Source organism: Arcticibacterium sp. GJ41-1, from assembly GCF_055808875.1.
The window spans coordinates 2,343,904-2,367,086 of record NZ_CM147888.1; the positions used below are offsets into that span (position 1 = coordinate 2,343,904).

At 36.9% G+C, this 23,183-nt stretch carries 20 protein-coding genes; 15 read left to right on the forward strand and 5 right to left on the reverse strand.

Translation table 11 applies throughout. The features are described 5' to 3' along the window. Positions 1 to 36 precede the first annotated feature (36 nt). Together AC0L6O_RS09540 and AC0L6O_RS09545 are read left to right on the forward strand one after the other, a co-directional pair. Positions 37 to 2,172, forward strand: coding sequence for a S9 family peptidase (locus AC0L6O_RS09540; RefSeq protein WP_473308105.1), 2,136 nt, complete (start codon positions 37 to 39; stop codon positions 2,170 to 2,172). 48 nt (positions 2,173 to 2,220) lie between these two features. Next, complete coding sequence (locus tag AC0L6O_RS09545) at positions 2,221 to 2,916, forward strand: LytR/AlgR family response regulator transcription factor (RefSeq protein ID WP_473308107.1); 696 nt, start codon at positions 2,221 to 2,223, stop codon at positions 2,914 to 2,916. A gap of 436 nt (positions 2,917 to 3,352) precedes the next feature. Here AC0L6O_RS09545 and AC0L6O_RS09550 read toward each other — a convergent pair whose 3' ends face one another. Then, positions 3,353 to 3,850 (reverse strand): hypothetical protein, encoded by a 498-nt coding sequence (locus AC0L6O_RS09550; RefSeq protein ID WP_473308108.1) that lies wholly within the window; start codon positions 3,848 to 3,850, stop codon positions 3,353 to 3,355. A gap of 361 nt (positions 3,851 to 4,211) precedes the next feature. On the opposite strand from AC0L6O_RS09550, the gene AC0L6O_RS09555 reads away from it, so the two are divergent. The 8 genes from AC0L6O_RS09555 to infC all read left to right on the forward strand — a co-directional run bounded on the left by AC0L6O_RS09555 (position 4,212) and on the right by infC (position 12,272). Then, complete coding sequence (locus AC0L6O_RS09555; protein WP_473308110.1) at positions 4,212 to 5,321, forward strand: vWA domain-containing protein; 1,110 nt, start codon at positions 4,212 to 4,214, stop codon at positions 5,319 to 5,321. 21 nt (positions 5,322 to 5,342) lie between these two features. Then, positions 5,343 to 6,029, forward strand: coding sequence for an endonuclease III (gene nth / locus AC0L6O_RS09560; protein ID WP_473308111.1), 687 nt, complete (start codon positions 5,343 to 5,345; stop codon positions 6,027 to 6,029). After that, complete coding sequence (locus AC0L6O_RS09565) at positions 5,986 to 6,468, forward strand: MOSC domain-containing protein (protein ID WP_473308113.1); 483 nt, start codon at positions 5,986 to 5,988, stop codon at positions 6,466 to 6,468. The genes nth and AC0L6O_RS09565 overlap by 44 nt, the downstream gene beginning before the upstream one ends. A gap of 28 nt (positions 6,469 to 6,496) precedes the next feature. Further along, a complete protein-coding gene (locus AC0L6O_RS09570; protein ID WP_473308115.1) occupies positions 6,497 to 6,904 on the forward strand; it encodes an EVE domain-containing protein in 408 nt (135 codons plus the stop codon). A gap of 41 nt (positions 6,905 to 6,945) precedes the next feature. Then, positions 6,946 to 8,526: a hypothetical protein gene (locus tag AC0L6O_RS09575; protein WP_473308117.1), complete on the forward strand. Its 1,581-nt coding sequence runs from the start codon at positions 6,946 to 6,948 to the stop codon at positions 8,524 to 8,526. Between the two features lie 76 nt (positions 8,527 to 8,602). Then, a complete protein-coding gene (locus AC0L6O_RS09580; RefSeq protein WP_473308118.1) occupies positions 8,603 to 9,661 on the forward strand; it encodes a tetratricopeptide repeat protein in 1,059 nt (352 codons plus the stop codon). Positions 9,662 to 9,671: 10 nt separating this feature from the next. After that, entirely contained in the window at positions 9,672 to 11,621 is a 1,950-nt protein-coding gene (gene thrS / locus AC0L6O_RS09585) for a threonine--tRNA ligase (protein WP_473308119.1), read from the forward strand. 93 nt (positions 11,622 to 11,714) lie between these two features. Then, on the forward strand, positions 11,715 to 12,272 hold the full coding sequence (infC, locus tag AC0L6O_RS09590; RefSeq protein ID WP_341228638.1) for a translation initiation factor IF-3: 558 nt from the start codon (positions 11,715 to 11,717) through the stop codon (positions 12,270 to 12,272). A 135-nt stretch (positions 12,273 to 12,407) separates the two neighbouring features. Here infC and AC0L6O_RS09595 read toward each other — a convergent pair whose 3' ends face one another. The 4 genes from AC0L6O_RS09595 to AC0L6O_RS09610 all read right to left on the reverse strand — a co-directional run bounded on the left by AC0L6O_RS09595 (position 12,408) and on the right by AC0L6O_RS09610 (position 16,444). Next, a complete protein-coding gene (locus tag AC0L6O_RS09595) occupies positions 12,408 to 12,728 on the reverse strand; it encodes a DNA-directed RNA polymerase subunit omega (RefSeq protein ID WP_473308120.1) in 321 nt (106 codons plus the stop codon). A 70-nt stretch (positions 12,729 to 12,798) separates the two neighbouring features. After that, complete coding sequence (locus AC0L6O_RS09600; protein WP_473308122.1) at positions 12,799 to 13,728, reverse strand: outer membrane protein assembly factor BamD; 930 nt, start codon at positions 13,726 to 13,728, stop codon at positions 12,799 to 12,801. Between the two features lie 89 nt (positions 13,729 to 13,817). Continuing rightward, positions 13,818 to 14,390, reverse strand: a complete 573-nt coding sequence (locus AC0L6O_RS09605) for a T9SS type A sorting domain-containing protein (protein ID WP_473308124.1) — start codon at positions 14,388 to 14,390, stop codon at positions 13,818 to 13,820. Positions 14,391 to 14,557: 167 nt separating this feature from the next. After that, a complete protein-coding gene (locus AC0L6O_RS09610; RefSeq protein ID WP_473308126.1) occupies positions 14,558 to 16,444 on the reverse strand; it encodes an OstA-like protein in 1,887 nt (628 codons plus the stop codon). Between the two features lie 68 nt (positions 16,445 to 16,512). On the opposite strand from AC0L6O_RS09610, the gene tilS reads away from it, so the two are divergent. From tilS to AC0L6O_RS09635, 5 genes are all read left to right on the forward strand, one after another. Continuing rightward, positions 16,513 to 17,844: a tRNA lysidine(34) synthetase TilS gene (gene tilS, locus AC0L6O_RS09615; RefSeq protein WP_473308128.1), complete on the forward strand. Its 1,332-nt coding sequence runs from the start codon at positions 16,513 to 16,515 to the stop codon at positions 17,842 to 17,844. Positions 17,845 to 17,932: 88 nt separating this feature from the next. Beyond that, positions 17,933 to 20,233, forward strand: coding sequence for a carboxypeptidase regulatory-like domain-containing protein (locus AC0L6O_RS09620; protein ID WP_473308130.1), 2,301 nt, complete (start codon positions 17,933 to 17,935; stop codon positions 20,231 to 20,233). 217 nt (positions 20,234 to 20,450) lie between these two features. Next, on the forward strand, positions 20,451 to 21,587 hold the full coding sequence (locus AC0L6O_RS09625) for a DmpA family aminopeptidase (RefSeq protein WP_473308131.1): 1,137 nt from the start codon (positions 20,451 to 20,453) through the stop codon (positions 21,585 to 21,587). Next, the gene (locus AC0L6O_RS09630; protein WP_473308133.1) at positions 21,571 to 22,677 is read left to right on the forward strand and encodes a mandelate racemase/muconate lactonizing enzyme family protein; all 1,107 of its coding nucleotides are present in this window, start codon (positions 21,571 to 21,573) and stop codon (positions 22,675 to 22,677) included. Before AC0L6O_RS09625 ends, AC0L6O_RS09630 begins: the two co-directional genes overlap by 17 nt. An 18-nt stretch (positions 22,678 to 22,695) precedes the next feature. Further along, the gene (locus AC0L6O_RS09635) at positions 22,696 to 23,139 is read left to right on the forward strand and encodes a RidA family protein (RefSeq protein ID WP_473308135.1); all 444 of its coding nucleotides are present in this window, start codon (positions 22,696 to 22,698) and stop codon (positions 23,137 to 23,139) included. Positions 23,140 to 23,183 lie beyond the last annotated feature (44 nt).

Here is a 23,183-nt window from a genome sequence, read left to right on the forward strand (position 1 = left end):
ATCCATTTAAAGGATAATGACTTTAAACATAAGACCATGAAGAACCTAATCTTTATTTTTGCCGTTTTGACAGCTTGTACACCAAAATCTGAAAAAATGCCTTATCAATGGCCTGACGCCAAAGCTCCCATAGCAGAGAAAAAAGAACATATTAGAACTATTCATGGCGATTCGGTGGCCGACCCTTATTACTGGATGTATGATTATTTTGGAAAAGGGCCTGATAGCCAGAATGTAGTAGACTATTTAGAAGCAGAAAATGCCTATTTGAAAACTAAGATGGGCAAAACGGAAGCCCTTCAAACAGAGCTTTGCAATGAAATGAAAGGCAGAATAAAAGAGAAGGATGAAAGTGTGCCTTATCTTAAAAATGGCTATTACTATTATTCTAGAACGGAAGAAGGTAAAGAGTACTATAAGTATTGCCGTAGAAAGGGAAGCATGGAAGCTCCCGAGGAGATACTACTTGATGTGGACGCTATGGCGGAGGGTAAAGCATATTTTGCAGCCACTGGCATGAGTATCAGCGAAGATAATAATTTGCTGGCTTATGCTGTTGATGAAATATCCAGAAGAGAGTACACCATATATGTTAAAAACTTACAAACAGGTGAAATCCTCAAAGATAAGATAGCTAATACTGAAGGTGACCCAGTTTGGGCAAATGATAACTCTACGCTATTTTACACAGCTAAGAATCCTGTAACACTTCTTTCAGAGAAAATATACAGTCACAAGCTAGGTACTGAAGTGTCAAAAGACAAACTAGTTTACGAGGAGAAGGATAAATCAAATTATATAGGCGTTTATAAGAGTAAAAACAGCGAGTGGATTTGGATTTACTCCATGGCTACTACCTCGTCAGAGGCTAGATTTATTAATGCCAATGAGGCAAATGCCGATTTTAAAGTATTTCAGCCGAGAATCAAAGATGTGCTTTATGACGTGGCTGCACTAGAAGACCGTTTTATTATTAGAACAAATGCCGATGGTGCCGAGAATTTCAAACTGATGGAATCGCCACTTACGGCTACCAACAAAGAAAATTGGAAATCTTATAAAGCTCATGATACGGCGGTATTAATAGAAGGAATTGATGAATTTAAAAACTATTTGGTTATTCAGCAGCGTAAAAATGGTTTGACGGAATTAAATGTTCAAAACCTTAGTACGGGAAAAGAGCACCTTATTTCTTTTGATGAAGCCACTTATGATGCTGGTTTGGCAGGAAACAGAAGCTTTGATACTAATCTTCTGAGGTACAGATATACCTCTATGATTACGCCAAGCTCGGTTTTTGATTATGATATGGATAGTCGAGAGAAGACCTTGCTTAAGCAGCAAGAGGTTTTAGGAGGCTATGATAAATCTGAATATGTTACAGAAAGACTTTATGCTACCGCAAGAGATGGTGTAAAGGTGCCTATCTCTATTGTTTACAAAAAAGACTTTGAAAAAAATGGCAAATCTCCTGTACTAGAATATGCTTATGGTTCATATGGCTACAGCATGGATGCCTCTTTTAGTAGCAGTCGTCTAAGTCTTTTAGATAGAGGTTTTGCTTTTGCGATAGCTCATATTAGAGGAGGGCAAGAAATGGGAAGACATTGGTATCTTGACGGAAAACTGATGAAAAAGATGAACACTTTTAATGATTTCATTGATTGTGGTAAATTCCTAATAGCCGAAGGTTATACCTCTTCAGAGCATCTTTATGCCAATGGCGGTTCTGCTGGAGGTTTGTTAATGGGGGCTGTGGCTAATTTGGCTCCAGATTTGTATCATGGTATGATAGCTGATGTTCCTTTTGTGGATGTGGTCAATACCATGTTAGATGAAGATATTCCATTAACTACTAATGAGTATGATGAGTGGGGTAATCCAAATGAGAAAGAAGCTTACGAGTACATGAAAAGTTATTCTCCTTATGAAAATATTGAGGCAAAGGACTATCCGAATTTATTAGTAACCACAGGTTTACATGATTCTCAGGTGCAATATTTTGAGCCAGCTAAATGGGTTGCAAAACTAAGAGACTTAAAAACTGATGATAATGTGGTACTTCTAAAAACTAACATGGATTTTGGGCATGGTGGTGCATCAGGAAGGTTTGATTATTTGCACGATGTTGCATTGAGATATGCTTTTTTATTAGCTTTGGAAGAAAACTAAATTTAGTCAGGACTATAAATTACACGACTCACTTAAAAAGCCTATGAAGTGAAATTAAGAAGTATTGTAGTAGAAGATGATATCTTAGCTAGAAAAATGCTTGAGCATTTGTGCGTGAAGCATGACTCTTTAGAGCATTTGCAGTCCTTTGAGTCTGCAGAGGATGCTCTAGTTTTTTTAGAAACCATAGACGTTGACCTAATATGGCTTGATGTAGAAATGGGGGAACTTAATGGTTTTGATTTATTAAAGAGGCTGGCTAATCCGCCCTCTGTTATTATGACCACCTCTAGCTCAGCCTATGCTTTTGAAGCCTATCAGCATGATATTGTTGATTATATTTTGAAACCTATCAACCTAGATAGGTTTAACTCGGCTGTGACAAAAGTGATGTCTTTAGAGAAACACAATCCTAAAGAAACTGAAGCTGCAGATAATGACATTTTCATCAAATCAGATAAGAAACATATTAGGCTTGCAATAGATGATATAACGTATGTAGAGAATCTTAGTGACTATGTTAAGATTTATACTAAATCAAATGTTCATATAGTGCATGCTACCATGAAGAGTTTGGGAGAAAAATTGGGCGATGCCTTTTTTAGAGTGCATCGTTCTTTTCTTGTCAATCTAAGTAAGGTAAAGGACGTAGATGACAATAATCTTATAGCAGGTGGTAGAGAAATTCCAATTAGCAGAAGAACTAAATCAGAGTTTTTAGAAAAGCTTAATATTCTAAAATAGAGGAAGGTTTTTAAGCTTAATTGTCTCTTCAGTGATTAAGTAAACATTCTAGCGAGCGTTAATCTAAGTAAGCATTCTAGCGAGCGTTAATCTAAGTAAGCATTCTAGCGAGCATTAATCTAAGTAAGCATTCTAGCGAGCATTAATCTAAGTAAGCGTTCTAGCGAGCATTAATCTAAGTAAGCGTTCTAGCGAGCATTAATCTAAGTAAGCATTCTAGCGAGCATTAATCTAAGTAAGCGTTCTAGCGAGCGTAAATCTAAGTAAGCGTTCTAGCGAGCGTAAATCTAAGTAAGCGTTCTAGCGAGCGTAAATCTAAGTAAGCGTTCTAGCGAGCGTAAATCTAAGTAAGCGTTCTAGCGAGCGAGTATTCTAAGTAAGCATTCTAGCGAGCGAGTATTCTAAGTAAGCATTCTAGCGAGCGAGTACTAAAGACTTATGCAGCATTAATAATTTGATTAGAGCTGAATAAATTTAAAGTTTCTAAACCGTATTTATTATTTTGAACTTTTCTTTTAACAGGAGCAGGAGCTACTTCTTTTTCTACTTCAGGTTTTACACCTATTGAAATAACTTCAGAGTAGGTTTCGCTTCCGTCTTTGTTCACTATTTTAAGTCTGTAATTGTTTTGACCAATAGCTGGCTTAAGGTCTACAGATATATATCTAAGAGCTTTTGCAGAATTGTAGCTGCTGAAAGATTGTAAAGACTTGAAATCTTCAATGTTCTCTGCCTTTTCTAAAACGATTGATTCAAAATCACTACCCTCTGTAGAAAACCAAGAAACTTTAACTTGTGAGCCTAACTTGTTTAAAGAAAAGTTAGAAACGCTTATTGCACTATTGTTTGTAGTTCCGCCATTCTTATTATCTAATGAGAAAGCTGCTTGAGCAGTAAAAATCAAAACCGAAACTAACAATAATACTTTTTTCATTTTCCTTGTTCTTTAGAAGCGTTAGAGTGTTTTAGATAATTCCTCCGTGCTTTAGTAATTCAAAGATATATAGTGAAAGATGACGTTCATCATATTTTTCGATAAACGGTCATGACTTTTCGATAAACGGAAGATTTGTTAGAAAATGGAGTGATTAAATGGTGTAGTTATATATTAACGAGGTTTTTCGAAGGACTAATATTTATTTTAAGTGTAGGAAGGGTAAGCCTTGTTTTAGGTCTGAATCTACTATTTTTAGGTATATACTAATAAATTGTTAGAAGGAAAACCAAAAAGGGTAGGGCTGTGTTTTAAATAAAAGGTTATACATTCTTATGTACCTTTAATATAAATTGAAATTATGAAAGGATTCCGTTTTACAGATTTTAAACCAGAAATGAAGGGTGGTGCTAGTTTTGAAAAACTACTAGACATCTTTCAGCAACTGCTTCTGATTTTTGCGGGCGATGTAAGCGAAGCTCTTAATTATATGAATGAGCTAGACAGACGTTATAATATTACGGATGATACCTATGCCATGGCAGACTTTATCCAAGACCTAAAAGATAATGGCTATATAAAGGAAGAAGAGCAAGAAGGTGGCGGAGGTATGACCATGACACCTAAGAGTGAACAAAGCATAAGAAAGCGTAGCCTAGATGAGATTTTCGGTAAACTTAAGAGGTCAAAAGGCGGCGGAAACCATAAATCAAAGTTTCCTGGACAAGGGGGAGAGAAGAGCAGCGATATAAGGCCTTTCCAGTTTGGCGATAGTTTAGAGCAAATCAGTATGACGGAGAGTTTGAAAAACGCTCAGGTCAACAGTGGCTTAGGAGATGATTTTAGATTGACAGAGAAAGACCTAGAAGTGGTAGACACCGAAACTAATCTAAATACTTCTACCGTATTAATGATTGATATCAGTCATTCTATGATATTATATGGAGAAGATAGAATCACACCAGCAAAAAAGGTAGCTCTAGCCATGGCAGAGCTTATCAAAACACGCTATCCGAAAGATAATTTAGATATTCTAGTTTTTGGAAATGATGCTTGGACTATCAAACTAAAAGATATCCCTTATTTAGAAGTAGGCCCATATCATACCAATACAGTGGCTGGTCTTGAACTAGCCATGGATTTATTAAGAAGAAGAAAAACCAAGAATAAGCAGGTATTCATGATTACTGATGGAAAACCTACTTGTCTTAAAGAAGGTATCAATTATTATAAAAATGCTTTTGGTTTAGACCGAAAGATTGTCAATAAAACACTGACTATTGCTGCACAGGCAAGAAGGCTGAATATTCCTATTACCACTTTTATGATTGCTTCTGATCCTTATTTAAAGCAATTTGTAAGAGACTTTACCAAAGTGAATAATGGAAGAGCCTATTATTCTAATTTAGATGGCCTTGGTGGTTTTGTATTGGAAGACTTTGAAAAGAACAGAAGAAAAAACGTAAGATAAACGCCCTAAGATTTACTATTAATGACCAAGAAAGAACGTTACGCAGGTATTGTTGAGTATTTTTCTGAACATCAGCCTAATCCAGAAACCGAGTTACAATACACCAATCCTTATGAATTAATAGTAGCTGTGGTGCTTTCAGCACAATGTACAGATAAACGTGTCAATATGGTGACCCCATATCTTTTTGACGCTTATCCAAATGCAAACGCTTTGGCGGCAGCCACTCAGGAAGACGTTTTTCAAATTATTAGAAGTATTTCTTATCCTAATAATAAGGCCAAGCACTTAGTAGGTTTAGGGAGAATGCTAATAGACGAGTTTAATGATGTGGTACCTGGCACTATAGAGGAGTTGGTTAAACTTCCAGGCGTAGGTCGCAAAACAGCCAATGTAATAGCCTCTGTTATACATAATTTGCCTACCATGGCGGTAGATACGCATGTGTTTAGAGTTTCTCATCGTTTAGGTTTGGTTTCTTTGAAGGCCAAAACACCTTTAACGGTAGAAAAAGAATTGGTCAAAGAGTTTTCTGACGAAATTATTCCTAAAGCACATCACTGGCTAATATTACACGGTCGTTATACTTGTTTGGCCAGAACACCTAAATGTGAGGCCTGCGGAATTACGGCACTGTGCAAATCATACCCTAAGATTCAAAAATATGGACATAAAGCAGTTGATGAGAAGCTTCCCAAAATCGGGTAAGGTAACGTGGATAGGTAAAAGGGAGGAAAGAGCAGTAGCTCTCAAAGAAGTTAATGAAGTTACTGCCACGGTATCAAAAGGCTTAACTGGCGACCATTACAAAGGCAAAAACAAGAAACGACAAGTAACCTTGATTCAGGTAGAGCATATTAAAGCTGTTGCTGACATTTTGGGGCTAGAATCTATCAATCCTCAGGAACTCCGCCGTAATGTTGTCATCTCCGGAACCAACCTTTTGGCTCTAAAAGACCTTACTTTTACATTGGGTACAGCAAAGTTGAAAATGACGGGCTACTGTCATCCTTGCTCCAGAATGGAGAAGAATTTAGGTGAAGGAGGCTATAACGCCATGCGAGGTCATGGAGGTATCACAGCAGAAATTTTGGAAGACGGCATTATTAGTATTGGAGATTCGTTAACGGTATTAGAAGCTCAATAATCTTTAGAATACTTTAAAAGAACACATTATGAACTATTGGTTAGTAAAGACAGAATCCGATACTTATTCGTGGGATGATTTTGTGACATTAGGACGTGACCACTGGGATGGCGTGCGGAATTATGCAGCCAGAAAGCATATGAAAGATATGAAGGTAGACGACCTTGTTCTTTTTTATCATTCTAATAAAGGAAAGGACGTAGTAGGCATAGCTAAAGTGGTTAAAGAATTTTATCAAGACCCTACCACAGATGATGACCGCTGGGTGGTGGTAGATTTAGAACCCGTAAAAAAACTGCAAAGAGGCGTTACATTACAAGAAATCAAGGACGATGAACGTTTGAAAGATATTGCTTTGGTAAAGCTACAGCGTTTGTCTGTTCAGCCAGTACCAAGAGAGGCCTTTCACATCATCATTGAAATGTCTGAAAAATAATAACAAAGCAGGGTTTGCTTCAAAAACCAGATTGTCATTTTATGAAATATCTTTTTTTGTTTTTGCTTCTATCTACTAGTACTGTTTTTGCTCAGTTAGAGAAAAACGTTCAAGTGGAGGTTTTAGGAAGACCTACTTGGCAAATGCTAATCCCTTTAGAAGAGCAGGGCTTGATACTTATTGTAAAAACAGATGTTACCAAGGCGGCCGTTTTTAGGTTTGATAAAAACTTAGAAAAACTATGGGAGAAAGAGGTTTTTCTAGATGCCGAGGATGAACCTAAAGCTTATACTGTTGCAAATGACCGCATAAGCCTGCTTTTCTCTGAAACCAGTGGTATGTATTACCAAGTTTTTCAATTTAACTTAACATCTGGGGAGGTAAATCAAGACGGCTTTGAGCTACGCGAATATTTTATAGATCAAGATTATGTTTTCCTAAACGATAAAGTCTTAATGGCTGGAGCTAACGCCAAAGGGGCTGCATTTTTTGAACATAATTTTAATACGGAAATTGGTGAACTTAAAGAAGACAGTACCATTCTAGGTTCCGTTTCGGTCAATCTGTTTGAGTATTTACCAGAAAGGAACCAAATAGAGAGCCTTTGGTCTGTAAAGCAGAAAGGCTATTCTAATGAAAAGAAGAAAAAAGGAGAGTTTATCAAAGATGCATTTGTTACACATGCCATTTTAGATACCACAGGTGCAGTTCTTTTCAAAACAGAGATTAAACAAAAAGGTGGTAAGTTTCCTTTAGACGGAAAACTAGTTAGATTAAGCAATGGCAAAAAAGTTGTGCTAGGAACGTATCAATCTAGTATAGGAGATAAGGGCGTTTATGTTTATAACCTTTCAGATGGGGGCGACATGAAAACCTATTCATTTACTTCACTCTTAAAAGGAAACAGAAGCTTGTCGGTTGAAAACATTCAAGAAATACTTAAATCATATAATTTCTTATCTAATAAGCCACTTGAAGGAAACGGGAGCATCATTTTTGGCGGCGTTTTTCTTAAAGCACAGTATCAATCAATAACCGAGCAAGACCCATACAACCCTTATAACTCACCGTATGGTGGAGGTTATGGCCGTAGCCGATATGGAAGTAGGTATGGTTATTATAATCAAAGAGGAAACAGCACTACAAGGCAAGTATTTAGAGGATATCATTATCCTACTGGTTTTGTAATGGAATTGACGCCAGAAGGCGATTTGATTACTTCCAATAGAATTGACATCAATAATTTATCGGGTCAAGTTCAGCAAGCTTTGGCTTATAATGAAAGAGGGGCGGTGTCTTACTGTCTAAAGGGAGATTTAGCGGCTAATAATTTTAATATTGGAACAAAACCCTTGCTCTATAAACTTTCTGATGAAGAGAAGGGCGTGAAAAATATGCCCTATTTACCTTCTTATTCTGAAGTGCAGTTTTGGTACGGAAACTATTTCATAGCAGAAGGAAGTAAAAGCAAGATGGAAGCCATGTCTGTCAATGATAATGTGGTTAAGAGTGAGACAAAGAAAAAGCGTGGACTTTTCGGCAAAAAAAGGCAAGATACACCTGCTAGTTTCACTCAAATAAGAAAGACCATTTATTTAACTAAGATAGCCAGTGGAGGTTAATCAAAAACCTTATTAGAAATTACTTTAATCAGCCATAAAAAATTCACAACTTTGTGGTTCATTTTTAAGAATAGAATTGCGTTTCCTTCCACTCATTGCTGTTTTATTATTTATTTCTTGTGCCAAAAACCAAAGGAATGGCACCGCCTTGGCTGAAATTGGCGAGATAAACATTGCTCATCAAGATAGCTTAAGTCTCACTAAATTAAATAGTGTGATAGCCGAGAATACTATTTCAGGAGAGGCTCTATTTAAAAGAGCTAAAGTTCTTTACAAATTAGGTAGGCAGCAAGAGGCCTTAAAAGATGTAGAACAAGCGAGTGGTTTAGAACCAAATAATCAACAGCTTACGTTTTTAAAGTCTCAAATTCTTTTTAAGCTTAATCAGTTAAATGAAAGTGTTTTAACTGCTGAATTAGCGGCAGGGGCAGGTTTAGAATCGCCACTGTTTTATACACACCTGTCAAAACTGTATTTAGAGGTAGATAGCCTTAATTTGGCTTCACAATATATAGATGAAGCTCTCAAGGTGATGCCAGAAAATGCTGAAGCCTTAAGAATTAAGGGTAGTTGGTTTTTAAAGAAAGATAGCCTAGGAGCTGCGGTAAATGTGCTACAGCAGGCTTTATTGTTAGATAAGGCTAACCCTGAGTCTTATGATTATTTAGCAAAAGCATATTTGAAGTCAGATGGTCGGTTAGACTCGGCCGTTCAGGTGACTGAAAGAGGCTTTTTGCAAGAAGGTTCTGATAAAAATATAGGCCTTTGGCACAATAGAGGAAAAATAATGGAACGCCTAGGTAAGCAGGATAGTGCTTTAAGGGTTTATAGCAAGGTTTTAGAAATTTCTCCTGAAGCTAGTTTTGTAAATGGCGACATCGCCAATATTTACATGCTGTATGGGAATTTCACAAAAGCCTATGAAACATTTCAATTAGCCATAGATAAATCTTCAAAGGAAAAAAGTATTTATCTTCGTGCAGGATATTGCCTAGAACGCCTTCAAAGGTATAAACAGGCACAGGAATTGTATTTGAAAGCTCAAAGGGTTTTTCCTGGAGATGAGGACTTTGAAACGTCCTATCAAAGAATGACAAGTTTAGTAGAGCGGATATATCGCTCGGTAGATATATAAAAATAGATTTATGATTAAGATTTCGCTGCCAGACGGGAGTGTAAAGGAGTTTGAAAAGGGAGCATCTGCAATGGATGTGGCTCTTTCGATTTCAGAGGGATTAGCAAGAAACGTGCTTTCTGCAAAAGTAAATGGTGAAGTTTGGGACTCAAACAGGCCTATCAATGAAGACGCAAGTGTTCAGCTTTTAACATGGAAAGACACGGACGGGAAATCTACGTTTTGGCACTCTTCTGCTCACTTAATGGCAGAAGCATTAGAGGCTTTATATCCTGGCATTAAGTTTTGGATAGGACCACCTGTAGAGAATGGATTTTACTATGATGTAGATGCAGGCGAACAGTCAATTTCATCAAATGACTTCGGCAAGATAGAAGCTAAGATGATAGAATTAGCGAGACAAAAGAACACGTTTGAACGTATTCCTATGTCAAAAGCTGATGCGAAGTCTTATTTTGAAGAAAAGAATGACGAGTATAAGCTAGACCTTTTGGAAGGTTTAGAAGATGGTAGCATTACATTTTATAAGCAAGGTAACTTTACAGACTTATGTAGAGGACCACATATTCCTAACACAGGATTTATAAAAGCTGCGAAAATAACAAACGTGGCGGGTGCCTTTTTTAAAGGTGACCAGTCAAATAAACAGTTAACACGTATTTATGGTATAACTTTCCCTAAGCAAGGTGAGCTGAAGGAATACCTTACCATGGTAGAAGAAGCTAAAAAGCGTGACCATAGAAAACTTGGTCAAGAGCTGGACCTATTTGCTTTCTCTGAGAAAGTAGGAAAGGGCTTGCCATTATGGTTGCCAAAGGGTGCTATGCTCCGTGAGCGTCTTGAAAACTTTTTAAAGAAAGCTCAGCTAAAAGCAGGTTACTTACCAGTGGTTACACCACATATTGGTAGTAAAAAGCTTTATGAAACTTCAGGCCACTGGGAGAAATATGGAGAGGATTCATTCCAACCTATAAAAACACCAGAAGAAGGGGAGGAGTTTATGCTAAAGCCAATGAACTGCCCTCATCACTGTGAGATTTTCAAAACCAGACCTAGAAGTTATAAAGACCTTCCACTAAGGTTAGCTGAGTTTGGTACGGTATATAGGTATGAGCAGTCAGGCGAATTACATGGTTTAACGCGTGTAAGAGGCTTTACGCAAGATGATGCTCATATTTTCTGTGCCAATCATCAGGTAGAAGAAGAATTTAAAAAGGTTATAGACCTTGTGCTTTATGTTTTTAAATCTTTGGGATTTGATGATTTTAGTGCTCAAATCTCTTTAAGAAGCAAAGAAGATAGGAGTAAGTATATTGGTAATGATGAGGACTGGGATAAGGCCGAACAAGCGATTATTAATGCCTCTGCAGAGAAGAACCTTGAAACCGTGATAGAGTATGGTGAAGCGGCGTTTTATGGCCCTAAACTAGACTTTATGGTGAAAGATGCATTAGGCAGAAAATGGCAACTGGGAACTATCCAAGTAGATTATCAGTTACCTAATCGATTCGAATTAGAATATGTTGGTGCTGATAACCAAAAACACCGACCTGTAATGATACATAGAGCACCATTTGGTTCTATGGAGCGTTTTATAGCTATTCTAATTGAAAACACAGCTGGAAATTTCCCACTTTGGTTATCTCCCGAACAAATTGCCATATTACCTATATCTGAAAAGTATGAGGATTATGCCAATGAACTCTTCCTTGACTTGCAGGAGCAAGACATTAGAGGCTATGTTGATCATAGAGATGAGAAAATTGGAAGGAAAATTCGTGATGCTGAAATGAACAAGATTCCTTTAATGCTAATTGTTGGAGAAAAAGAACAGCAAGAGCGTAAGATTTCTGTTAGAAAAAAAGGAGAAGGTGATATTGGCCAGCTTTCTTTTGAAGAATTTGTAGCATTTGCCAATAAAGAAATAAATAAAAATATTCCGAAGTTTGGTGCAAAGTAACGCAAAGCCTACTTTTGGTAAAATTTAAAGAAATTTTTAAGAAACAAGGGGTTTCTTTGTTTTAAATATTAAATCTCAATTATATACTGCTGAATGGCAAAACACTTTAGGAAAAATTATAGAAGACCGGTAAGGCAAGAAGACCAGCATCGAATTAATGATAGAATCCGTGTTCCGGAGGTAAGATTAGTAGGTGAAAACATAGAGCAAGGCGTTTATCCAATAGATAAAGCAAAGGAACTAGCAAGAGAGCAAGGGTTGGACCTAATTGAGATTGTACCTAATTCAAAGCCCCCTGTTTGTAGAGTATTAGATTACTCTAAGTTCAAGTACGAGCAGAAAAAGAAGCAAAAAGAGCTTAAGGCTAAGCAGCAAAAAACTGTCATTAAGGAAATTAGGTTCGGTCCTAATACTGATGACCATGATTTTCAGTTTAAGTTGAAACATGCTCAAAATTTCCTTCAAGAAGGTTCTAAGGTTAAAGCCTTTGTGCACTTTGTAGGAAGACAGATAGTTTTTAAAGATAGAGGTTACGAATTAATCGGAAGGTTTTTAGAAGAGGTAGAGGAGTTTGGTAAAGCAGAGGCCCCACCAAAGCTAGAAGGTAAAAGATTAACCATTATTATCGCACCTAAAGCAGGTAAGAAATAAATAGAGAAAAGCCCTTTGGGCTTTTTTTTATGCTTATGCTTTACATTCCGGTATTTGTAATATGAACGCCAGAGCATAAAAAAGCCTGCAATTCTATGAATTGCAGGCTTTTTGTAAATATGCTAATGACTAGACTTATGCTAGTTCAGAGTTATCTTCTGTTTTATCTCTGAATATTACTTCGTCGTTTTGAAACTCTTCCAAAGACATGCTAGTAGGCTTAGGTTGACGCTCATAAAACTTAGAAATTTCAATTTGCTCTCTGTTTTCAAATATTTCTTCAAGATTATCTACAGTAGAAGCAAATTCAGCCAATTTAGATGTTAATTCATCTTTGGTTTTCAAAGCAATCTGTCTTGCTCTTTTAGAAGCAATAAACACTGACTTATATATATTACCAGTCTTGGCCGCCAATTTGTCGGTATCTCTTGTAATTATTGAAGGATTAACTGCCATGTTTTTTTATTCTTTATTTGTGAAACGAATTGCAAAAATACAATTTTTATTGTAATTGCCCTTTGATTGTTTATTTTAATTTAGGAGTAAGGAGAGCTTCTTCTTTAGCTGCTTCAGCGGCCTTTAGTCTCTTTTCTGCCATTTCCTCTTTCAAACGCTCTATTTCTTCCTCTTGTTCTATAACTTTAGCGAGAGCGGCTTGAGCTTGCTCGTATATTTTGGCCATTTCTTTGGCGTAGCCACTAGAAGGATAAGCATCTACAAAAGCTTCATGAAATTCTATCGCTTTTTCATAACGCTCATGTTGTCTTCTGAAGAAAGAGTTCTCTGCTAATTCAAATTCAGATTTAACTTGAATATAGCCTAATTCTTCATTGTACCTAGAGTCTGGAAATTCTCTTTTAAAGTTATCAATGGTAATTACGGCGGCTTTATAGTTAGCAATGGTTACACCACTGGTATTATAATAGAGTACCGCTTTCTCATAGGCTTTCTTTTCTAAACGCTCTCTAAGGTCTATAAGGTTTTGTGTACAGCTCTCTGCATACTGACTCTTAGGAAATGTGTTTATAAAAGTCTGAAGGGCTTCAATGGCTGTTAAAGTACTCGTTTGGTCTAGATTATATTTAGGCGAATCCTTAAACATAGAGTAGGCGTGCATGTAGAAAGCCTCTTCTGCATATGGGCTATTGGCATAAGTAGCATAAAAGGTTTTAAACAAATATGAACTTAGCTGAAACTGACCCTGATAGTAGTTACAGTAGGCATTATAAAATTGCGACTTTTCAGCTGTAGAATCTCCTTTAAGTAATGGAGTTATTTCATCAAAAAGTAATCCAGCGTGAAAGTAGTCTGCTTCATTATAATATTTAATGGCAGCTGCGTATTTACTTTCTGTAGTTCCAGACTTTTGAAGTTTGGTAAACTCACGGTTACAGGAAGTGAAAAGGGCTAAAGCAACTAGAAAAAAAAGCGGCTTCAGGAGGTGTTTAAAATTCATTCGGCAAAGGTAATAAAAGGCTTCGATAGTAGAACGACATGCCCTTCTTAATAATTATATATGCTTGTTGATTTAAGGAGAATTAACACTTAGTTGTGTCTAACCAGTAGTTTTTTTGTAGCTACTTTTTTCCCGTCTAAAATAAGTTGATAAAAGTAAACCCCGTTATCCCATGTTCTGGTAGAAATGGTAAGTTTGTTATCAAAAGAATCTAAACTAAACTCTCCCATTTGACCACCTAAAATATTATAGAAAGAAACTTTTGCAGCCTTCTTAGAACTGTTTAGTTTAAAATCTAAATAAGCAAAGTCATTTGCAGGGTTTGGATAGATGTTAGAGATTGAAAGTTCTTGGTCCACAAAAAGCTTATCCTTGCTTAGACTTTCTGCTTCGTACACAGCTTTAGGAGAAATCACCTTGCTGGTATTTTTTAGTAAAAGGTCTTTATAAAACTCATTAATTACAGAGTTACTATTTACTGAAATTTCAGAAGGAAGAACGCCTTTACTAATGTAAGAGCTTACTGGTTGTGTAGAAATTTTACTAGGACTTGGATTTTTACCAATATTAAGTCTAGACTGATTACCTTGGGCATTAGCCAAGCCAAAAGAGGCTAGAAGCATTAATGCTGCACAGGAAAACAGTTTTATATTTTTAGACATTTGCATTTCCTTGGTAAACTTTAAATCATTCAGTAAAATTTGTTTCTACAAAAATATATAAAAAAGTATCAATCTTTCCCTAATAGACGTAGAAAAGAATCAAAAGGTTGTCCGTTAAGTAGTTTTTTTTAGTTTTTTAACAATATTTTTTCAAAAACCGAGTTTGACTACTCTATTTTCGGAGAACTGTCTACCGGAATAACTGCAAAAATTGAGCCAAGCACTTCTTCTTTGCTGGGTTTTGAGTCTATTTTCCAAGAGAAGTTTGGTAGCTTTTGTTGGTCGCTTTTAATTTCAAACGGTGGAATCAATTTTGACTCAGCACTACCCATAAAGGCTATTCTTTTGACTTTTCTGTCCATGAAGTTCAATCGCATCTTACTGCATTGCACTTTATTTAAGCCTATCATCTTATTGTAATCGTCAAGGGTGTAGTAAATACTTTCACCGTTTCCGTCTACGTCCACTTGTTTTATGCTGGTTTCATTATCAAAAGAGGCTAAAATTTCTCGTCCTTTTATTTGATTGAAATTCCCTACAGAGTCTTTAGCTACTACAAAGCTGTTTTGATTGAGAAACATGTTCTTAATCTTATTGTTGACCATGTTAGCCGTGATGGTATCACCTTCTAATTGACTATCGCCACTCCAGATAATTGGGCTTCTTATAAAAGTTATGACGGAGTCTACTAGATTATAATTTAGCGAGTCACATTTCGACTGGAAATCGTTGCGATAGATTTTGACATTTCCGTGAGCTATGATAAACTGTATTTTATCAACCTCTGATTTTGTTGTGTCTTTAATAGCTGTATTTGCAGCTGAAATATTGGTAGTGTCGGTTTGTAAGATGTTTTGGCTACTATCTATTAAGCTGGCCGCCATTTGAGTCTGTGTAGTGTCTTCTGAGTTTATTTCTTGAATAGTAATGTTTAAGGAATCTTCAGAGGCGGTATTGTCAATTAATGTATTTGCCAATACCAAAGCCTCTTTTTTTAAGAGGCCATCGTTTATTGAAACTGCTTGAAGAGAATCTGTCAAAAGACTATCTGAAAATGTAACGCTGCTATCAGTAGGTAATGCTTTTTTTATAACGTCGTCAATATTTTGGTAGGCATAAATAAAATCCGCTCTTAAGTATAGTGTGTCGCCACCTGTAACAGAACGCATGAGGGTATTTCCAATCATTTTGGTTAGCCTTTGCGAAGCTATCTTTTCCCCATAATCTCCATTTAAATACATGCTGTCCTTTTTGCTAAAGAAAGCAACATTGCCCACACCAAAACCTTCTTCCGTTAGCATATCAAAGTTTAGGGTGTCAGCCTCTAAGGTGTATTCTTCGTTTTCTACTAACGAGCGACCATAAAATTTTGACTTTCGGGAATCCGTGTAATAATATCCTCTTGTGGCAGAAAGATTCCCATCAGGAGAGTTTATTGTGGTGAATGATATAAAATCGGCTCTTTTAGTTAAACTATTATAATCTAGGGAGTCTGTACAAAGCACAAAGTCTGGGTGGAGAATTTCCACATCACCGAAGTAATTGAAAATTTTAGTGGTGGTATTATAGTAACCAGTTTTACTACTTAACTGAACGGAGTCTTGATGAATCACTCCAGGAGTAGGGTAGTAGGCCACATCCGTATTTAGGTTATAATTCATTTTGGTAGACTCCAAAGTCATTTCATCATCAGTCATGATAACCCTTTTACCTTGAATCTTGGCAATTCGAGTGTTACCATCATAATAAAGGGTATCACCCGTAATAGTCAATGTATCACCCTGGTTAATCTTGATTTTGCCGTAGGCCACAAGGTTATTGGTACCTGAATTATGAATGGCTCGCCTACAATTCATATAAACCCCACGGTGAAGAAACTGCACATCACCATAGAATGTTCTAACCTGACTTTCGCCAGAATTCACTACCAATGAATCCGCTTTGATAAGTTGGATAGTAGATTTTGGACCTCTGTCAATAGCCGGGTTCAGTGGCTTCTGAGCCCAAAGTTGGCTAGAGCTCAATAGTACAAATACAAAAACTATATACCTCAAGTGCAGAATTGTTAAGAAATTGCTTCGTAAAATTAGTGTAATTTTGTGGCATTACGCCCTATAAAACCATGGATATTCCCTTTTTAACATACCTTAAGACTAGTGTCAAAGTTTCAGATTCTGATGGGATTTTACTCGCCGTAAGTGGTGGGGTAGATTCTATGTGCATGCTACGGCTTTTTGAGGCTACAAAGTATAAGATAGTGGTGGCTCATTGTAATTTCTTTCTGCGAGGGGAACATTCAGATGGCGATGAAGAAATGGTAAGAACTTACTGTCGTCAAAGAGGAATTCCTTTTGAAACCATAAAGTTTGACACTTTAGGTTTTGCTAGCCAGCATAAGATTTCTACTCAAATGGCTGCTCGCGACCTAAGATACCCTTGGTTTGAAAAGCTTTTAAAGCAGCATAATCTTAAGTGGGTGGCTACAGCTCATCATGCACAAGATTCTCTAGAGACAGCTCTTTTGAATTTGACCCGTGGCACGGGCTTGAGTGGCCTAAAAGGGATTCTGCCAAAGTCTGGCAATTTGATTCGACCTTTACTATTCGCTAAGAAAGATGATATTAAAGCTTTTGCGGAGCTAAATAACATTCCATGGCGAGAAGACAGTTCTAACGCTTCTGACAAGTATAATAGAAATCACGTGAGGCATCATGTGATTCCACTATTAGCAAAGTTAAACCCTAAATTGGTTGAGAATTTTCATCATACTAGTGTAAGGGTAAATAGTGCTCTAGATTATATCAAAAACGAGTTAGAAGCCTTTAAGAAGGAGTATTTAGAAGTTGAAAATGAAAGTATCAGCATTGCTTTTGAGGTTTTCTACGATGAAAAGAAAAGAGCTTTAATAGAGTTTTGGCTGGAAGAACTAGGTTTTAATTATGATGTGACTACTTCTATTTTGGGCTCTAAAGAAAGTTTAAGTGGAAGCCAATTTTTGAGTGCTAGTCATCGCCTTTTAATTGACCGTGAAACGGTGATAGTTACTTTGCTTAAACAGATTAAAGAAAAGGTTAATATAGAAATTGAAGCAGATTCTAAAGAGCAGAAATTTGATTTTGGAACTTTGAAATTTAGAGAACTATCGGAATTTCCTGCTAAAAAAGATTTGATGAATGCGGACAATGCTTTTCTAGATGCTTCAAAATTATCCTACCCGTTAACACTAAGAAATTGGCAAAAAGGAGATGTTTTTCAACCCTTCGGAATGAGAGGGAAAAAGAAGGTTTCCGACTACCTGATTGATGAAAAAATACCAATTTCTGATAAAGAAAAAATGATGGTATTATGCTCCAATAAAGAGATAGTTTGGCTGGTGGGACAAAGAATTTCGGAAAAATTTAAAATTGACAAAAGTGCTTCTCAAGTAGTACAAGTTACATATTGTAAGTTTTAGAGCTAGATATAGTTCTAGTGTATCTTATTAGGAAAAGACTTTGGCACGGCTTTTGGGTGAAAGTAGTTGTGCAAATCCTAATAGGAAAATGAATATAAGAACGTCCATGTTGAAGAAATGTGCTGGACTATTAATCTTTTTTACGCTAATAGTTTTTCAGTCATATTCGCAAGCTAGCCTTAAAGCGGGTAACCGTAACTTTGAGAGATTAAGTTATGTGGAAGCCATTAAGAATTACGAAGCTTTTGTAGAAAGTGCAAAGGCAGATGATGAAGACCTTCCTGAAGGTTTATCAAAATTAGCTTTTTGCTACAAGAAGCTACAAGATCATACGAATGCCGAGAGGGTTTATAGAATCCTATTCAAAAATCATGAGAGTATATTAGATAGTAAAGAGTACCTAAACTTTGCACAAGTTTTGGCTAGTAACTCTAAATACCGTGAGTCTCAGAAATATTACTCGCTTTATGGAGAAAGACAAAGCAGTGATTTAAGAGCTAAAAACTTTACTGTGGCCTACATGGACAGGTCAACATTTGCACGAGACTCATCTTTATATCAAGTAAAATATCTAGACGCCATAAATTCCAGCCAAGCAGACTTTAGTCCTGTATATTTTGGTAAAGGGCTAGTTTTTGTTTCGGCGAGAGAAGAAGATAAGTTTATTAAGCGAGTGTTTATGAATAATCAAACGCCATTCTTGGATTTGTTTGAATATCCTGATACTACTAAGCTTTCTATAAATTATAAAGGAAAAACGGTAGCCTCTTTATCTAAAAGTAGTAAAGGCGGTGGTGCTATTTCGGCATTAAGCGAGGGCTTAGAAAGCTTCAGTAAAAAGCTAAACTCAAAGTATCATGAAGGACCAGTAACGTTTTTTAGTGACCAAAAACAGGTCATTTTTACACGAAATAATTACATAGGAAACAAATCAGAGAAAAGTGAAGATGGTATTAATAAGCTGAAACTTTACTCTGCCAAATTTGACGGAAATAAGTGGGACCATATAGACGAACTGCCTTTTAACTCTGACGAGTACTCATGTGGGCATCCATCATTAAATATGGCCAATACGAAGCTATACTTTGTTTCTGACATGCCTGGAGGTTATGGAGGCACAGACATTTATGTGGTGGAGTATAACGGTGGAAACTGGGGTAACCCTAAAAACATGGGTAGGGATATAAACTCTGAGGGGAATGAGATGTTTCCTTTTATTGATGAGTTTGATAATATTTATTTTGCATCTGACGGCCATGCTGGCTTAGGAGGTTTAGATATTTTCTATGTTGAGTTAGATAATGATAAAGCGGTTTCGCTTCCTGAAAACTTGGGGACACCTATTAACTCTGAAAAAGATGATTTTAGTTTAATTACTGATGGGGCTAGAAACTCAGGATTCTTTGCTTCAAACAGAAAGATGGGTTACTCAGATGATGATATTTATGCTTTTGGCAGAAAGTGTCGTGAGCTTAAAGTTTTGGTTTATGACGCAAGTACAAATGAGCTTTTACCGGGTGCAGAAATAAGGCTTATCAAAAACGGGGTAAATCAAGATTTATTTAAAACGGATGGTAAGGGAGAGGTCAATATATGTATGGGTACAGGTATAGACTTTAATTTTAATGCCTTCATGGAAGGTTACGAATCTAACTCTGTAGGGTATGAGAATATGTATGTTACTGAAGAAGGTCATGCAGAACTTAAAATTAACCTAATAGCCTCCAAATTACCGCTGGTTAAAGGAGTAATTAGGTCAGAATTAACAAATGAGCCAATTGCTGGTGCCACCGTGGTTTTGACTAACACAAGAGACGAGTCTACAGAGACGGTAATTACAGGAAAAGATGGTAGATACGAGTTTCAGCCTATAAAAAGAGGTAAGTATGTGGTATCGGCAGTGAAAGATAATTATGCTACAAATACTGAAGAAATAGGTAAAGTAAAAGCAAAAAGAAAACAGAATACAACTTACGAACAGAATCTTGGCATGATTGCTGAAGGTGATATATTTAGAATCGAAAACATTTACTATAACTACGGTAAATCAGAGATTCGGAAAGACGCCAGAAAGGAACTTGACAATACGGTTTTACCAATTTTGAAAAAGTATCCAAACATGGCCATTGAAATTAGGTCTCATACAGACAGCAGGTCAGGAGCTGATTTTAATCAAGCATTATCTGACAGCAGAGCAAAAGCTGTAGTAGCTTATTTATCTAAAAGAGGAATATCAGAAGGTAGACTTTTAGCAAGTGGTTACGGAGAGGCAATGTTAGTTAATGGATGTGCAGATGGAGTGGATTGTAGCGAACGAAAGCATCAATTAAACAGGCGAACAGAGTTCAAGATTTTGAACGTAAATGAGCCAACAGTTAGAAGAAATTAAAGATATATTTTTTCATAGTTTAGGGTTAAGGTTTATAATAGAATCGGCTTGGATAGTGTTTCCGAGCCGATTTTTTTTGTTTTATATCAACAAACTTTTATTTGTACTACTTCTATTTTTAATTGGATAGTTTTCGCTAAATTCTAAAATAGCTCTATTTCAAAACGATATTCTACACAAAGCGGCTTATTTTCAAAGAAAAAACTTCCCAAAAGGTATGCGGCATTTACTTCTATTGTTTTTACTCGTTTCTATTTCTGCATTTTCTCAGAAACCTCGTGTTAGAGAATATGGTATTGAGGTAGGTGTTTTAAAACCTGGTAAGTATAACGCCATTACCGACGTAAAAGGCGTGAAGGTAGGACACACAACACTATCTATTGGCGACAGCATAAGAACAGGTGTAACAGCCATACTTCCTCATGAGGGAGATATTTATCAATGGAAACTGCCGGCAGCTATTTATATAGGCAATGGCTACGGAAAGCTAGCAGGATATAGCCAAGTGAAAGAGTTAGGAAACATAGAAACGCCTATAGTTCTTACAAACACTTTAAGTGTGGCGGCAGCTACCAATGCTTTGATAAGCCATACTCTTAGTCAGCCTGGTAATGAAAACGTCCGGTCCGTTAATGCTGTGGTGGGAGAAACTAATGATGGTTACCTTAACGATATAAGAGGAAGGCATGTAAAAGAGGAACACGTTTTAGCAGCCATTAAAAATGCTCAAACAGGAAAGGTAACGGAAGGGAATGTAGGAGCGGGAACAGGTACTATTTGTTTTCAATACAAAGGGGGGATAGGGACATCTTCAAGGGTTATACCTGAAAAGCTAGGAGGCTACACCGTAGGCGTGTTGGTACAAACTAACTTCGGTGGCGTTTTTGAACTAAATGGCGTGCCTATAGCGAAAGCTTTAGACAACTATCCAAGAGCTTATACTTATGATGTAGACGGCTCCTGTATGATGGTGGTGATGACTGATGCTCCTGTGGATGCTAGAAACTTGGAGAGAATGGCGAAAAGGGCTATTATGGGCTTAGCCAAAACAGGTGGAATAGCTTCTAATGGGAGTGGTGATTATGTGATTGCCGTGTCTACCGCAAAAGAAAATTTAATTCCTAATAGTAGTTCATCCCCCATTTTACAAAATAGCTTTTTAGATAATGGTGCCATGACACCGTTGTTCCTCGCTACCATTGAGGCTACACAAGAGGCCATTTATAACTCGCTATTTGCAGCAGAAACCACTAAAGGAAGAGATGGACATGAAATAAAGGCTTTGCCTATTGATATGGTTTTAGAGGTTATGAAAGAGTACAATGCTTTAAAAGATAATGATGGAGATAAGTAAAATTGAGATTTATAAATCTCCAATAAAACTCAAAAAGCCTTTTATAATTTCTTTGGGCGAAATGAAGTATGCCGACAATATTATTGTCAAAATATACACTAACACAGGTTTAGAAGGAATAGGGGAGTGTAGTCCTTTTTTGCCAATCAATGGTGAAAGTATGGATACTTGTTTTGTGGTTGGTCAGTATTTGGCTAAAGTTTTAAAAGGTAAAAACCCATTAGATATGACCCATTGCTCATCCGTAATGGATAGAACTATTTATGGGAACTCCAGCATAAAGAGTGCCTTTGATATAGCTCTTTATGACATTGCATCGCAAGAAGCTAAACTCCCACTTTACCAATTCTTAGGGGCCAAAGAAACGCGTGAACTTAAAACGGATTATACGGTAAGTATAGGTGATGCTACCCAAATGGCGGCAGATGCTTTAGATATTAAGCAGCGAGGTTTTGAGGTAATTAAAGTAAAGCTTGGCAAAAATGGGAAAGAAGATGTAAAGCGGATTAAAGCCATAAGAGAAGCTATTGGAATGGAAATTCCTTTACGTTTAGATGCAAATCAAGGTTGGGCTGTGGCTGAGGCTATAGAAACGCTGCAGTCTTTGGATTCTTATAACATTCAGCACTGTGAAGAGCCTATACCAAGGTGGGAGTTTATGGCTTTGCCAAAGGTTAAAAAGGAGAGCCCAATTACTATTATGGCAGATGAATCCTGTTTAGACCATCATGATGCCAAGAGGCTAATAAATTTAGGTGCTTGTGATGCCATCAATATCAAACTCGGAAAATCTTCTGGGATATTCAAGGCTCTGAAAATTATAGGAGAGGCAGAAAAAGCGGGAATAGCTCTTCAAATAGGTGGTTTTTTAGAGTCTCGTATCGGGTTTACTGCATCGGCTCATTTGGCAATGACCAGTTTAAGTGTAAAGCATATTGACTTTGACACCCCACTAATGTTTGAGGAAGACCCAGTTTTATTGGGTATGACTTATGGTGAAAATGGGGCTATAAGTTTAGGAAAAGAAATTGGTTTAGGCGTGACTGTCAAAATCGAATATTTAGAAAGTTTAGAGAAAGTAGTGATTTAATTAAAACGAATATTTAGAATGAAAAAGTGGCTAGTGGTTCTTGGTTTAATAGTTTCGATGTGGTCATGCGAGAGCCCTGAAAAGGAAGGTGTGACATATTTACAAACAGAGGAGTTTGCAAAACTTAATAGACCTTATTCGCAGGCAGTGGCTTATGATGATATACTTTATGTTTCTGGTCAAATAGGTGCTTTACCAAATGGAAAAATAGTAGAAGGCGGCATAGAAGCTGAAACTATTCAGACTATGGAAAACCTCAAAGCTATATTGGAAACAAATGGTACATCCATGAATAAGGTTATCAAGTGCACTTGTATGCTAGCCGATATGGCTGAGTTCGGAGTCATGAGTGCAGCTTATGTGAAATACTTTCCAGAAAATAAACCAGCAAGAAGTGCCCTACAAGGCGACTTGCCTTTAGGGGCAAAAGTAGAGATAGAATGTATGGCTGCTTTGGATTGAGGTAAGAGCGATTTCTCTCTTTGGTCGGTAGTAATGGCTATGAT